We start from the raw sequence: 14490 nt of genomic DNA on the forward strand, positions 1-14490 counted from the left end.
CTGTTCACTATTCACTACCTTTGTAGTGGCGCCAGTCGGAACATTCACCTCCCTGAGTGGCTTGCCGCTTTCATGAACCCAACCCCAACCAAAGGCCGCGTTCTCGTGGCCATGAGTGGCGGCATCGACTCGTCGGTAGCCGCCGTGCTGCTGCACGAAGCCGGCTACGAAGTAGTGGGCATGACGATGAAAACCTGGGACTACGCCACGGCCGGCGGCTCGAAAAAAGAAACCGGCTGCTGCTCGCTCGACAGCATCAACGATGCCCGCGATATTGCCGTGCGCCTGGGCTTTCCGCACTACATCATTGATATCCGCGACGAGTTTGGCGATTTTGTTATCGACAATTTTACCAGCGAATACCTGGCGGGCCGCACGCCCAACCCCTGCGTGCTCTGCAACACCCACATCAAGTGGGATGCCCTGCTGCGCCGCGCCGACCAGCTCGGCTGCGAGTTTATTGCCACCGGCCACTACGCCCAAATCCGCCAGGTTGCCGACACCGGTCGTTTTGTGGTGAGCAAAGGGCTGGATGAAAACAAAGACCAGAGCTACGCCCTGTGGGGCGTGACGCAGCAGAGCCTGAGCCGCACGCTGTTTCCGCTGGGGGCCATGCGCAAAACCGAGATTTACGATGAGGCGCGCCGGCGGGGCTTCACGGCGCTGGTCAACAAGCCCGAGAGCTACGAAATCTGCTTTATTCCCGACAACGACTACCGCGGCTTTTTGCGCCGCCGTGTGCCGGGGCTGGAAGCCCGCGTGGCCGGCGGCCGCTTTGTGCTGGCCGACGGCACCGAGCTGGGCCGCCACGAGGGCTACCCGTTTTACACCATCGGGCAGCGCAAAGGGTTGGGTATTGCCCTGGGCTTCCCGGCCTACGTGACGGCCATTCGGCCCGAAACCAACGAGGTAGTGCTGGGCAACTACGACGAGCTGGCCAGCACCGCTACCACCGTGCACAAGCTCAACATGGGCAAAGTGGGCAACCTGGAGGGGCAGGGCCTGGTGCCGGCCGTGGTAAAAGTGCGCTACCACCACGCCGGCTCACCGGCTTTCCTGGAGCAGCACAACGACAAGATTAACATCTACTTCACCGAGCCGGTGCATGCTATCACGCCCGGCCAGGCCGCCGTTTTCTACGATGGCGATGATGTGCTGGGCGGCGGCTGGATTGAGCGCCACGTGATTGGCGAGGTGCCGGTGGCGGCTGCCACGGATAACGTTGGAGTTTAAAAATATATTATTTTATATATTAAGTAAATAAGTCGGCAGTAAGCAGTATCTTGGAAGGCCAACTGGGCGGGTAGCCGCGAGGCTCCCGCCTTTTTTATATTTATGAGCTCATTTTTCCGCTTGCTTGCCGCCTATCGCCCCTGGGCGCTTAGTATACTGGCCTTGCCGGCGCTGCTGGCCGGCTGCCGGCACGAGGTGGTGGTAGTGCCCGCCTACGACAATTACTTTCCCGTTGACGTAGGCACTTACCGCACGTATGCCGTGGCCGATTCGAACTGGGTGAAAGGTGCGCTGACGGTCAGCAACTACCAGTTTCGGGAGCGCGTAACCGAGCAGTTTGCCGATGCAGCGGGGCAGCCGGCCTACCGCCTGGTGCGCTCCAAACGCCCCAACAGCGCTGCGGGCTGGGTCGATGACAGTGCCTCTGTGGTGCAGCCGATGGCGCGGGCCGTGGTCGTAACCCGCAACAACATCCGCACGGTAGCACTGATATATCCGGCCCAGCCGAATAAAGGCTGGAACGACATGGCTTTTTCCGCCTCGCCCGACACTATCACCAGTCTCACCCGTTTTTATGGTCCCAACGTGGCCGCGCCGTATACTGTGCCGGCGGCTCAGGGCCAGCCTGCGGTTACGTACCCCACCACCGTTACCACCAAAACGACCCTCGATGGGGTATCGACGATGTGAATGCCCTGTACCAGCGGGGTTTGCAGCAGGTGTATGCCAGCGGCACCGGCCTGGTGCAGCGGCGGCGCTTTAGTCATAATACCTACTATCTGCTGCCCGACAACTCTACCAAGCTCACGCCCGGCGTGGTGCAGGATGGGTATTCGCGCTTCGAAGTACTGATTGACAAGGGAACGATATAGCCAGCAACAAGCTGGTGACTTCTGGACGCGTAACGGCCCAACTGCTTGCAGTATCCTGATATTAGCTTAAATATGAGAAAGTTATTAAGCGCAGTCGCTGCCTTGCTGCTGCTCGTGGCAGCCGCGCCCGTCGCCCGGGCCCAGACGGCCGGGCACCGCTACTTTGTGTATTTCAAAGACAAGGCCGGCACCCCTTATTCGGTAGCTCAGCCGCAGGCATTTTTGTCGGCTCGCGCTCTGGCCCGGCGTAGTCGCCAGGGCATAGCTGTGCGCCCCCGCGACCTGCCCGTGAGCCCGGCTTACCTGACCCAGCTGCGGGCCGTACCTGGTAGTCCGCAGGTGCTGTACACCTCGCGCTGGCTCAACGGCGCCGTAGTCGCCTGCGATTCGGCCACGCTGGTGCAGGTGCAGCGGCTGCCGTCCGTGCAAAGCACGCAGCTGCTAAGCCTGGTTGCCCCGCAGGCGCCGCGGCCGGCCGGGGCCGTTGCTTCTATCGCCACGCCGCCCGCGCCTGCCACGCCGCGCGCTACCTACGGCCCCGCTTATGCCCAGAACCAGCTGCTAGGCGTCCCCGGCATGCACGAGGCGGGCTTTCGGGGCGAGAATATGCAGATTGCCCTATTTGATGCCGGTTTTCCGGGGGCCGACCAGCTGACGGCCCTGCAAAATGTGCAGCAGCAGCATCGCGTGGCCAGCACCCGCAACTTTGTGGATGGCGGCCGGCAGGTGTACCTGCGTAACGGCCACGGCACGGCCTGCCTCTCTACAATTGGCGGAGAATTGCCTGGGTACTATATAGGAACTGCCCCGCACGCCACTTTTCACCTCTGCATTACGGAAGATATAGACAGCGAGTCGCCGGTAGAAGAAGCCAACTGGCTAGCCGCCGCCGAGTATGCCGACTCGGTCGGCGTCGATGTTATCAGCTCGTCGCTGGGCTATACTACTTTCGACGACGCGGCCTTATCGCACAGCTACGCCGACCTCAACGGCCGCACGGCAATTAGCAGCCGGGCGGCCCTGGGGCGGCCCGGGTGGGGATAGTGGTCGTAAACTCGGCCGGCAACGACGGCGGCAACAGCTGGCATTACGTGAGCGTGCCGGCCGATGCGGACAGCATTATTACGGTCGGGGCCGTCGATTCGCTGCGCAACCACGCCGGCTTCAGCTCCTACGGGCCCACCGCCGATGGCCGCATCAAGCCCACGCTTTCTTCCATGGGCGTGTCGTCGGCAGTGCTTACGCCCAGCGGCACCATCATGCGCGGCAGCGGCACCTCCTATGCCTGCCCCGAGCTGGCCGGTCTGGTCGCGGGCTTCTGGCAGGCCAACCCCACGCTTACGGCGCAGCAGGTAATTGCAGCGCTCAAAAACGGCGCCTCCCAGGCGCAAAACCCCGATAATACGCTGGGCTACGGCATTGCTGATTTTGGCAAAGCCTACAACCTGCTGCACCCCAGCGCCCCGCTGGCTACCAGCGCGGGCGCGGCGGCCGAGTCGCCCCTGGCCATATTCCCCAACCCCAGCCAGCGCGAGGAGCTGATGCTGAGCGTGCCGCCCAGCCTACGCCGCCAGGTGCTGCGGGTGCGGGTGCTCGATACCAAAGGGGCTCTGCTTAGCGAGCTGCTGCTGCCCGCCAGCCCGGCCGCAACGGCGGCGCTGCGCCTGCCTGGTCGCCGCCTGGCGCCGGGCGCTTACCTCTGCACCGTGCAGCCGGTGGCCGGCGGAGCCCTGCAAACGGTGCGTTTCGTACGGCAGTAGCAATGCTAATTTAACTAGCTTATTTAAGCCAAAAATATTGGCTATCTGACTTTGTTTGCGTAACTTTAAGCCGTCAATCAGACGCCTCTTTCTATGTTACAGCTAATGACGACCAAGCGCATTGGGCGCCGCCAGTTTCACTTCACGGTGGAAGGCAAAAACTTTCACGAAGCCGTGGCCGAGTACGACCGCCTGAGCTTTCAGGACGTGGCCGCCTGCGGTCTCTGCGGTTCCGATAACCTGGACCTGACCTCGCGCGTGGCGCAGGGCAAATTCAAATATACCAGTGTAAAATGCCGCGACTGCAAAGGTGACCTCACCTTCGGCAAGCGCGAAGATGATGACCAGACGTACTTTCTGCGCCGCAAGGAAAGCGGCGAGCTCGACTGGCGCCCCTTCGAGAAGAAAGGCGACTAGGTTACTTAAGCCGCCAGGGGTGCGGGCGAAGGAAGAAAAAGGCTGTTCGGCTTGCTACGGGTAGGAGCAAGCCGAACAGCCTTTTTCTTTCCCCACTTTCCTTTCTGCGCCTCGTGCTACGCTCCGTACTTTTGTCCCGATGAGCTATTCTCTGCCCGACCCCATTTCGCCGCGCTCGCGCCGCGAGCCGCTGCTGGCCCCTCGCTGCTGGCCAGCGACCTGGCCAATATCCAGGCTACTGCCGAACTGCTGGCTACTGCCGAGGCCGACTGGCTGCACTTCGACGTGATGGATGGGCGGTTTGTGCCGAACATTTCCTTCGGGCTACCCATTCTGGAGGCGCTGCGGCCCCATGCCCGGCAGCCTATCGATGTGCACCTGATGATAGAGCGGCCGCAGGACTACCTGGCGGCTTTCCGCGACGCGGGTGCTACGCACCTCACGGTGCATTACGAAGCCTGCCCGCACCTGCACCGCGTAGTGGAGCAAATCAAGAGCCTGGGCTGCACGGCGGGGGTGGCCCTGAACCCCGCCACGCCCGCCAGCTTCCTGCAAGACATTGCCGCCGACCTCGACCTGGTGCTGGTAATGTCGGTTAACCCCGGCTTCGGGGGCAGGCGTTTATTCCGCACACGCTGCAAAAGGTGGCGGACGTGAAAGAGCTGCTGCTTGATACCGGCTCGGCCGCCCTTATTGAAGTCGATGGCGGGGTGAGCCAGACCAACGCTGCCGCCTTGGTGCAGGCCGGGGCCGACGTGTTGGTAGCCGGCAACTTCGTGTTTAAGTCGCCTGGTGGGCCGGTAGCTACGCTGGCAGCCCTGCGCCAGCTGCTGCGCGAAGCCGGGCCGGCTCCGGCGGCAAATTAATAGGGCTTTCCCGATACTGAAAGTGAGGCTGGAGAAGTTAAAATGCCGGCCGCGCCGCTACCGGGCCCGGCGTAGCTTTACGGACTATATTTTCTGCTGCCTTTGCGTTTGAAGCCTCTACCGTTACTCCTCGTTTTAAGTACGCTGCCGCTGGCCGGGCCGGTGCTGGCCCAGCAGGTGCCCGTGCCGGTAGCCCCCGCCCCGGCTACCGTGCTCCTGGGCACCGTGCGCGATGCCCAGGGCCAGCCGCTCGAGCTGGTCGTGGTGGGCCTCGAAGGCCGGGCCGGCGGTGCCACTACCGACGCCCAGGGCAATTTTACCCTGCGCCTGGCCCGGCCGGTGAGCGGCCCGGTAGTGCTGGTAGCGCGCCGCCTGGGCTACCTTCCCCTACGCCAGACCCTGCGCCTGCCCGATGATGCCGCCCAACCCCTGCGCCTGGCTTTGCAGGCCGATACCAAGGCGCTGGGCGGCGTAACCGTGCGGGGCCGCTCGGCGGGGGCCGATACCCGTGAGCAGGCCAGCCTCATTCAGCTCGACCCACAGACGGCCAAGGTATTGCCCTCGCCCTTCGGCGATTTCAACGCTATTCTCAAAACGCTGCCGGGCGTAATCAGCAACAACGAGTTGACGAGCACCTACAACGTGCGCGGCGGCAACTACGACGAGAACCTGCTCTATGTCAACGGGTTTGAGGTGTACCGACCCTTTCTGGTGACGCAGGCGCAGCAGGAGGGCCTTAGCTTTATCAACCCCGACCTGGTGCAGAAGGTCGATTTTAGTACCGGCGGCTGGCAGCCCAAGTACGGCGACAAGCTTTCCTCAGTGCTGGATATTCAGTACAAAGAGCCCGAAAAATTTGCAGCTTCGGCCACGGCCAGCCTCGTGGGCGGCGCCGTCCACGTTGAGGCCCGCTCGGCCGACAACCGGGTAAGCTACCTGGCCGGGGTGCGCTACAAGAATGCGCAGTACGTTTTTAATGCGCTCAATCAGCAGCAGGGCAACTACAACCCGACCTTTTACGACGGCCAGGCGTACGTCAATATCGGCCTGGGCAAAACGGGCGGCGACTTGCAGAAAACCAGCCTGGGCATTCTGGGCGTGGTAGCCCACAACGACTACCGCTTTGTGCCGGTGAGCGGGCAGGTTACGTTCTCGACCGACGTTAACCAGGTGGCGCGAGTTAATATCTACTACGATGGCCGCGAGCGCATGCAGTACGATACCTACCAGACAGGTCTCGACTTGCGGCATAATTTTCACCCCGGCCTGCAGCTCGACTTGCTGGCGTCGGCGCTCACTACCCGCGAGTTTGAGTTTCGCGATGTGGAGGCCGCCTACACCTTTGCCGACGTAAACCGCGACCCCAACAGCCCCGATTTCAACCAGCCCGTGCGCCAGCGCAACATCGGCTCCAGCTTCAACCACGCCCGCAACGACCTCACGGCCCAGGTGTACACGGCCGAGCTGCGCGGGCGCTGGAACCCCGGCGGCGACCCCACCGGCCCGCACACCATTCGCTGGGGCGTAAAAACCGGCCACGAAATCATTCACGACCAGATTGATGAGTACAGCTTCGCCGACTCGGCCGACTATGTGCCCGATGCCCGCCGCACCCGCCTCGCCACCGACCTCAGCCTGGAAAGCCAGCGCACCCAGGGCTACGCCCAGCACACCTGGCAAATCGACTCGCTCAAAACGCTTACCTACGGCGTGCGGGCGCACTACTGGTCGGTTAATAAAGAGCTGGTAATCAGCCCCCGCATTCAGTTTGCTGCGCGCAGCCGCCGCCACCCCGAGCGCAGCTGGAAGCTGGCAGTCGGGGTGTACGACCAGCCGCCCTTCTACCGCGAGCTGCGCAATATGCAGGGCCAGCTCAATACCGAGCTGCGGGCCCAGAAGTCGCTGCACTTTGTGCTCGGCCGCCAGATTGAGGTGCACCTCATGGACCGCCCCTTCCGCCTCAACACGGAGGCGTACTATAAGCGCCTCACTGACGTGGTGCCCTACGAGGTTGATAACGTGCGGCTGCGCTACTACGCCACTAACAGCGCCACGGCCTACGCCGCCGGCTTCGAAACCCGCCTCACCGGCGAGTTTGTGAAGGGCGTGGAGTCGTGGCTGAGCCTGGGCGTACTTACCACCCAGGAAAAGGGCGACACCACCGCCACCTACGATAAAAACGGTAAGCGCACCGGCTTCGAAACGCTGGGCTACATTCGCCGCCCGCAAGACCAGCGAGTGACGGCCAGCATCTTCTTTCAGGACCACCTGCCCGACAACCCCTCCGTGCGCGGCTACCTGAACCTGGTATTTGGTACCGGCCTGCCGTTTAGTCCGCCCGGCCTGCCTCAGTTCCGGGGTGCGGGCGCACTTACCACGCCCTATCAGCGCGTCGATGTCGGGTTTTCCAAGGTCGTGAGCCTGCGCAGCGCTCCCAAGCCGCACCTGTACTCGCTCGAAAGCCTGTGGCTAAGCCTGGAGATTCTTAACCTGCTGGGAGCCAATAATGTGGCTGGCTATAGCTATTTGCAGGATGTAAACGGCCGCACCTACGCGGTGCCCAGCTACTTATCGCAGCGCGTAGTAAATCTGCGGGCCATCGCCCGGTTTTAAAGGGAAAATCAGCGCAACTCCCAAGTTGCGCTCTTACTCCTCGTTTACCTGGGCAATAATCCGCGATAGCTAGCCGGCTTGAACTTATGCTCCGTATGGACGTAGCCAAGTTCCTGCTATGTCTGACAACCACACCCCCAGCCTGCTCCTGGCTTTGTACGCGTGCGCGGCGCCCGCGAGCACAATCTTCAGAATATCGACGTGGACATTCCGCGCGATGCCTTGGTAGTATTCACCGGCGTATCGGGCTCGGGTAAGTCGAGCCTGGCTTTCGGCACGCTCTACGCCGAGGCCCAGCGGCGCTACCTCGAATCGGTATCGCCCTACGCCCGACGCTTGTTTCATCAACTAGCAGTACCCGAGGTCGATAGCATCGACGGCCTGCCGCCGGCCGTGGCCTTGCAGCAGCAGCGTGGCGCGCCCACCACGCGCTCATCGGTGGGCAGCGTCACCACGCTTTCCAACCTGGTGCGGATGCTTTATTCGCGGGCCGGCAATTATCCGCCAGGGCAGGGGATAATCTACGCCGAAGGCTTCTCGGCCAATACGCCCGAGGGTGCCTGCCCGCGCTGCCACGGCCTGGGCCGGGTGTACGAAGTAACCGAAGACTCGATGGTGCCCGACCCGTCGCTGACCATCCGCGAGCGGGCCATTGCGGCCTGGCCGCAGGCCTGGGGCGGGCAAAACCAACGCGATATCCTCGTGACGCTGGGCTACGATGTGGACCGGCCCTGGCGCGAGCTGCCGCAGCAGGAGCGCAACTGGATTCTGTTTACCGATGAGCAGCCGGTGGTGCCGGTGTACCCCGGCTATTCGCCCGCCGAGACGCAGCGCGCCCTCAAGCGCCGCGAGCAGCCCAACTACATGGGTACTTTCAGCAGCGCCCGGCGGCACGTGCTGCACACGTTTGCCAACACCCAGAGCGCGCTCATGAAAAAGCGGGTGCTGCAGTACATGCTGAGCCAGGAATGCCCGCTCTGCCACGGCAAGCGCCTGCGGCCCGAGTCGCTAAGCGTCACCTTTGCCGGCCTCGATATTGCCGACCTGGCGCGGCTGCCCTTGCAGCAGGTAGAAGCCCGGCTGCGGCCTTTCGCCGAGGGTAAAGCCGGGGCGCAGGCCCACGACAAAGCCCACCCCGAGCAGGCCGAAGTAACCCGCCGCATTACCCAGGACCTCTGCGCCCGCCTGACCGTGCTGCTCGACCTGGGCCTGGGCTACCTGGCCCTGGAGCGAAGCACGCCCACGCTCTCGCCGGGCGAGCTGCAGCGGCTGCGCCTGGCTACACAGCTGTATTCCAATCTGTTCGGGGTAGTGTACGTGCTCGATGAGCCCTCTGCTGGCCTGCACCCTTCCGATACCCAGGCGCTGCTCAAAGCCCTCGCTACGCTGAAGAAGGCGGGTAATTCGCTCTTCGTTGTGGAGCACAACCTCGACGTGGTGCGCTGCGCCGACTGGCTCGTGGACGTAGGCCCCGCCGCTGGCGAGAATGGCGGCCAGGTTCTGTACAGCGGCCCACCCGCCGGCCTGGCTGGAGTGGGCGCCTCGCAAACGCGGCCGTTTTTGTTGGGGCAGTCGGCGCCGGCGGCCCGCAGCGGGCGGGAGCCGGTGGGCTGGCTACGGGTGGCCGGGGTTACGCGCCACAACCTGCGTGGCCTTGCCGCCGCGTTTCCGCTGGGTGTGTTCACAACCGTTACGGGCGTGTCGGGCTCCGGTAAATCGACGCTGGTCAGCCAGGTGCTGGTAGAGCTGGTGAGTGAGGCCCTGGGCCAGAAAGCCGACGCCGCCGCAGTGGCCGGCAGTGAGGCGGCCGAAGAAATCCTGGAGCTGGCCGACCAGGGCGAAGTTCTGCAAGGCAAAGTCACGGCCGGGCTGGATGTTATTAAGCGCCTGGTGCGGGTCGACCAGCAGCCCATCGGCCGCACGCCGCGCTCCAATATGGCTACCTATACGGGGCTGTTCGACCACGTGCGCCGCCTCTTCGCTGCCACGCCGGAGGCCCGCAGGCGGCGCTACGATGCCGGGCGGTTTTCCTTCAACGTAGCCAAAGGGCGCTGCGAAACCTGCCAGGGCGAGGGCTTTGTGATGGTCGAGCTGCTGTTTTTGCCCAGCGTCTACTCGCCGTGTCCTACCTGCCACGGCACGCGCTACAACGCCAAAACGCTGGAAGTTACTTACCAGGGCAAGAACATAGCCGAAATCCTGGGCCTGACCGTGGACGAGGCCTGGGCGTTCTTCGCCGAAGAGCCCAGCGTGCGCCGGGCACTCACGGTGCTGCGCGAAGTGGGCCTCGGCTACCTGCGCCTGGGGCAGTCGGCCACCGAGCTGTCGGGCGGCGAAGCCCAGCGCATCAAGCTGGCCACCGAGCTGCAGCGCCAGGCCCGCGCTCACACGCTCTACGTGCTCGACGAGCCCACCACCGGCCTGCACCCGGCCGATATCGAAAAGCTGCTCACCCAGCTCAACGGCCTGGTCGAAGCCGGCCACACGGTGCTTGTAGTGGAGCACGATATGCGCGTAGTAGCCGGCTCCGACTGGGTACTAGACATTGGCCCCGGCGCCGGCGAAGAGGGTGGCCGCATCGTGGCCGAAGGCCCGCCGCCGGTGGTGGCCCAGGCAGCCATAAGCCGCACCGCGCCCTACCTGGCCCGCTTCCTGGCCGAAGGCTAGCGCCCGAAAATAACGTGGGTCATATGGCCCACGTTATTCAGGCCGGGGTTACGGCAGGTAATAGTAATTTTTTAGATATTGCTTCCTTGTATGCTGGTAATCAAGAAGATGAACTGATGATATTAAAGCTGGGCTACAAGTGCGGGTTAGCCGTTGGTACTTCATCAAGCGCCTTTATGCGGGCCCGGTACTCGCGGGGTAACATAGAATTTTTAAGATATTTACTCAAGGTTAGGTGCCTGGTGCTTCGATAAAAAGCCAGCGCGGGCCGCAGCCACGCGCTGCGGCCCAGGTGCAGCTGCTCGCGCACGGGAGCCGGCACCACCAGGCCCTGCACGGCCCGCAGCAGCGCATAGCGCGGGCCGCCCAGGTGCCGTCGGTACTGCTGGTAGAGGTCGGTGGTGAAGCGGCTCGGGGCCAGGTCGGCAGTCAGGTGGCGTTGGCGGTCGGCCTGCCAGGCCGGGTAGGAGGCAGGTAAGTCAACGATACCCATGCGCTGACCCACGCGGCAAAAAACTTCCGTTATTTCCGTGCATTCGGCCGGGGTAAGGGGCCGCTCCAGCACCTCAAATGCCCGGATGGAATAAGCAATCAGCATGTACAGCACATCGCGGTAGGCCCAGGCCGGAATGGCCTGCCCCGGCTGGCCTCAACTGCGCCATGAATAGCAGCAATGCTGTCAATGGCCTTTTCGGCCCCGGCCCGGTCGGCAAACACAATGCGCCGGGCATAGTCTACCGTCGAAAACAGCCGTCCCAGCGGGTCGGCTGGCAGCCGCCCGGTGAAGTACAGCCAGTCTACGGCCTTATTAAGCGCGAACTCGGCCGCCGCCCCGGCAAAGATGAATAATACCGTATCGGCAGTGCCCCAGATACGGCGCACGATGGAGCCCGGAGCCACGAAGTATTCCATAAGCTGACCAAACAAAAGCCTCCCCGCCGTAGTGCCAGCGGCTAAACCCTTGCGAAGAGTAAGTTAACTTTGAAATTCAAAGTTAACTTACTCTGCCCGCATTTCCGCTGCTCCCTCTGGGCGGAGCGGCACAGTAGGCAAGGCAGGTGCAGCCAGGCTATAATCTGCGATAGGGTACTTGAAATCAGGTTTCTGGCTAACGCAGAGACGAAAAGGGGCTTCTTTATAGCAGCCAGGAAGTTACCGTAGCTGCCTGCGGTATTAGCTACTGCCGGCCAGCGTAGCCACGGGCGGCGGGCTTTTGCGTCTGCGGCCGTACACGCCCAAAATCAGCAGCGGCAGCAAGGTCAGCTCGGCTATTACGCCGAAGAGCAAGGTCAGTCCAATGAGCAGACCCACGTAAAACGTGCCATCAAACGATGAGAACAGCAGCGTGCCGAAGCCGCCGACCAATATTAGGGAGGTAACAATAACGGCCTGCCCGGCCAGAATATACGTTCGTCGCACGGCCTTAAATAAGTCGGGCTCGTGGCCCATGGTAAGGCGCAGCTTGCTGATAAAGTGAATGGTATCATCTACCGCGATGCCAAAGGCGATGGTGAAGATGATGCTTGTGCTCACTTTCATATTGACGCCCGCCAGGCCCATTACACCCGCTACTACCAGAATGGGCAGTAGGTTGGGTACCAGCACCACGATGGTCATTCGCACCGACCGAAACAGCAGCAGCACGATAATCGTGACCATTGCCACGTCAATTGCCATACCCTGTATCATATTCAGGGTCAGGCTCTCGTTATTTTTATCGATTAGGTTAGACGACCCCGTGAGGCGCGTACGCAGGATGGTGGTGTCGATAGCGGTCCGCAAAAAGTGGCGAAGCGCACCATTGAGCGCGTCGGCCCGGATGCTGCCCACATCCACCATGCGGCCGGTGAGGCGGCCGGCCGAGCCATCGGGCAGCACCAGCGCCCGAAACTCGGGCCGCTTGCGGAACTGGCGCAGCGGCCCGCGCAGCTGGGCCAGTCCGGCCGAATCGGCGGGCAGGCGGTACTCGGCCAGCCCGCCGCCGTGCAGGGCCTGGCGCACCGTGCGCACCAGCGTAGCGGGCGAGGCCGAAAAGCGCAGACCGTATATAGTATTTAGATAATGTTCAATCCGTTCGGTTTGGGCCAGCACCGCCGGGTCATAGATGCTGCGCCCGCCGGCGGGCTTCAGCTCCAGCTCAAAAGGCCTGACCCCGGCAAACTGCCGGTCGAAAAATGCGAAATCCTTGCGCACGGGGTCGCTCTTCGACAGGTCGTCGAGCAGCGACGAGTTGATGCGCACTCGCAGAGCCAGCCCCACCGACGCCACCAGTATCAGCCCGCTCAAAGTAAAAATCAGGCGGTGCCGCCGCAGCACACCCGTAAATAAGCGGCCCAGCACGCCGTCCCAGTCGTGGCCGTGGCGGCGCGGCTGGCGCAGCGCCGGCTTATTGAGCAATACCAGCATGGCGGGCAACAGCGTGAAGCTCAGGATAAAAGCCAGCAGCACGGCAATGCCCGTAAACAGCCCGAAGTTATGAATAGGCCGGATGGTACTCGTCATGAGCGTAAAAAAGCCGATGCTGGTGGTGAGCGCCGACAGCAGCGAGCCGAATCCCGATTCCTTAATGGTAGTGCGCAGGGCGTGCTTTTTGCCCGCGCCGTAGCCCAGCTCGCTCACGTAGCGGCTGATAATGTGGATGGTATCCGACATGCCCACCACAAACAGCATCAGCGGCAGCAGGGCCGTCATCAGGTCGATGCTGATGCCGCAGGCCCCCATCACGCCCAGGCCCCATACTATCGCGCCCAGTACTACTACCAGCGGTAAAAGTACGCCCCACCAGGTCCGAAACGTAAGCCACAACAGCCCCATTACCAGCACAAAGGACAGCGACATAAACACCACCATCTCCCACTTCAGCCGGTCTACGAATACTGACTGCGCTACGGCCCGGCCCGCAAGGTGCGCCCGCGCCTCGGGCAAACCCGCCCGCGCCAGGCCGGCGCGCAGCTCCGTGAGCAGCGAGTCACCGGGCGGTTTCTTGAGGTCGGGCGTGGTTTGAATAACCAGCGCCACGGCCCGCGCGTCGGTGCTGAAGATGTTGCCCACTAGGCCCGGCGTGCGATAAATCAGGGTGGAGTCGGCGGCGCGGCGGCTGGGGTCGGCGCGGTAGTCGGCCGGGTGCAGGTAGGGAGGGTATACGCCCCCAGGCCCTCCACAATAGTTTGGCTGAGCGTGGTGGGGGAGCTGACGTGCAGTACGTTGCGCTGCCGCCGGGCCAGCCGCGTCAGGCTATCGACCTGCGTGAGAAAGGCGGGCGAAAAAGCCGTCTGGCCCGGCCCGGCCTCCAGGCCCAGCAGCAGGTAGTCGTTGTCGTTGCCGAAGCGCCGGGTGTAGCCCTGGTAGTAGTCCAGGTCGGGGTCGCCGGCGGGATAAAAATCATTAAAATTATAATTGAAGCGCAGCTGAGCGGCAAAGTAGCCGGCCAGCCCCGTGAGCAGGGCCAGCACCAGCAGCGTGAGGTAGGCAGTTCGGCGAAGAGGCATAAGCAAAGGTGCGTAAACCCGGCGAGTTCGCGCGTGGTAGTACGACCCGGCACCAGCTTCGGCTTTTCCGAAAAAAACAGGTACTTTTAGGAGTCGCGACTACCTGCAACCCCCTATTTTCCTCAATTGTTTCTCTTTGTACTTATGAAAAAATCCCTGCTCGCTTTCGCCCTGTTCGCTTCGACCGCTACCGCCTTCGCCCACGACGGTGATAAGCCCGCCAAAGGCAAAAAGGCCGACCACTGCGCCGGCGTAGCCGCCACCAACTGCGAGAAAGGCATGGCCGGCATTAGCATGGCCGGTATGCCCGCATGCTGCAAAGCCAAAATGGCCGCCGCTAAAGCCAGCGCGCCCGCTACGGCCGAGGTGAAGACGGCCACGAAGTCGCTGTAAAGTTTAGGCGCACGTACTGAAATTTTTAGAAATTGGGAAGAAGCTAAAAGGTTGTCAGGCTGAGCCTCGCGAATCCTGACAACCTTTTAGTAGGAAAGTGTTTTCCGAGTTTAATCTTAATAAATTATGTGTCTCTCTACTTTGATTCTTCAACATAGCGGTGCCTACGAAGCTGGCCACG

The 14490-nt window shown here is 62.4% G+C and carries 13 protein-coding genes and 1 pseudogene; 10 read left to right on the plus strand and 4 right to left on the minus strand.

From position 1 onward, the window contains the following. Positions 1-72: 72 nt before the first annotated feature. The 9 genes and pseudogenes from mnmA to GKZ67_RS07470 all read left to right on the plus strand — a co-directional run bounded on the left by mnmA (position 73) and on the right by GKZ67_RS07470 (position 10428). Entirely contained in the window at positions 73-1233 is a 1161-nt protein-coding gene (mnmA, locus tag GKZ67_RS07430) for a tRNA 2-thiouridine(34) synthase MnmA (protein WP_173241764.1), read from the plus strand. A gap of 102 nt (positions 1234-1335) precedes the next feature. After that, positions 1336-1923, plus strand: a complete 588-nt coding sequence (locus GKZ67_RS07435) for a hypothetical protein (RefSeq protein ID WP_173241765.1) — start codon at positions 1336-1338, stop codon at positions 1921-1923. Continuing rightward, a complete protein-coding gene (locus tag GKZ67_RS07440) occupies positions 1920-2105 on the plus strand; it encodes a hypothetical protein (RefSeq protein ID WP_173241766.1) in 186 nt (61 codons plus the stop codon). Before GKZ67_RS07435 ends, GKZ67_RS07440 begins: the two co-directional genes overlap by 4 nt. A gap of 72 nt (positions 2106-2177) precedes the next feature. Continuing rightward, positions 2178-3149, plus strand: coding sequence for a S8 family serine peptidase (locus tag GKZ67_RS07445; RefSeq protein WP_173241767.1), 972 nt, complete (start codon positions 2178-2180; stop codon positions 3147-3149). Beyond that, entirely contained in the window at positions 3149-3865 is a 717-nt protein-coding gene (locus GKZ67_RS07450) for a S8 family serine peptidase (RefSeq protein ID WP_173241768.1), read from the plus strand. Before GKZ67_RS07445 ends, GKZ67_RS07450 begins: the two co-directional genes overlap by 1 nt. A gap of 93 nt (positions 3866-3958) precedes the next feature. Beyond that, positions 3959-4282, plus strand: a complete 324-nt coding sequence (locus GKZ67_RS07455) for a hypothetical protein (RefSeq protein WP_173241769.1) — start codon at positions 3959-3961, stop codon at positions 4280-4282. 51 nt (positions 4283-4333) lie between these two features. After that, positions 4334-5148: pseudogene (rpe, locus tag GKZ67_RS07460) on the plus strand (ribulose-phosphate 3-epimerase). 108 nt (positions 5149-5256) lie between these two features. Next, the gene (locus GKZ67_RS07465) at positions 5257-7761 is read left to right on the plus strand and encodes a carboxypeptidase regulatory-like domain-containing protein (protein WP_254245120.1); all 2505 of its coding nucleotides are present in this window, start codon (positions 5257-5259) and stop codon (positions 7759-7761) included. A gap of 162 nt (positions 7762-7923) precedes the next feature. After that, positions 7924-10428, plus strand: coding sequence for an excinuclease ABC subunit UvrA (locus tag GKZ67_RS07470; RefSeq protein ID WP_173241770.1), 2505 nt, complete (start codon positions 7924-7926; stop codon positions 10426-10428). Between the two features lie 133 nt (positions 10429-10561). On the opposite strand, the gene GKZ67_RS25040 is transcribed toward GKZ67_RS07470, so the two are convergent. From GKZ67_RS25040 to GKZ67_RS23220, 4 genes are all read right to left on the minus strand, one after another. Further along, on the minus strand, positions 10562-11026 hold the full coding sequence (locus GKZ67_RS25040; protein ID WP_410505046.1) for an oxygenase MpaB family protein: 465 nt from the start codon (positions 11024-11026) through the stop codon (positions 10562-10564). Then, a complete protein-coding gene (locus GKZ67_RS25045; RefSeq protein ID WP_410505047.1) occupies positions 11020-11340 on the minus strand; it encodes an oxygenase MpaB family protein in 321 nt (106 codons plus the stop codon). The genes GKZ67_RS25040 and GKZ67_RS25045 overlap by 7 nt, the downstream gene beginning before the upstream one ends. A gap of 261 nt (positions 11341-11601) precedes the next feature. After that, entirely contained in the window at positions 11602-13479 is a 1878-nt protein-coding gene (locus tag GKZ67_RS07480) for an efflux RND transporter permease subunit (protein WP_254245121.1), read from the minus strand. A 20-nt stretch (positions 13480-13499) separates the two neighbouring features. Further along, a complete protein-coding gene (locus tag GKZ67_RS23220; protein ID WP_254245122.1) occupies positions 13500-13916 on the minus strand; it encodes a hypothetical protein in 417 nt (138 codons plus the stop codon). Positions 13917-14060: 144 nt separating this feature from the next. Here GKZ67_RS23220 and GKZ67_RS07485 point away from each other — a divergent pair, with 144 nt between their 5' ends. Further along, a complete protein-coding gene (locus GKZ67_RS07485; RefSeq protein WP_173241771.1) occupies positions 14061-14309 on the plus strand; it encodes a hypothetical protein in 249 nt (82 codons plus the stop codon). Positions 14310-14490: the final 181 nt, after the last annotated feature.

It is taken from the genome of Hymenobacter sp. BRD67 (genome assembly GCF_013256425.1).
Lineage (GTDB): Bacteria > Bacteroidota > Bacteroidia > Cytophagales > Hymenobacteraceae > Hymenobacter.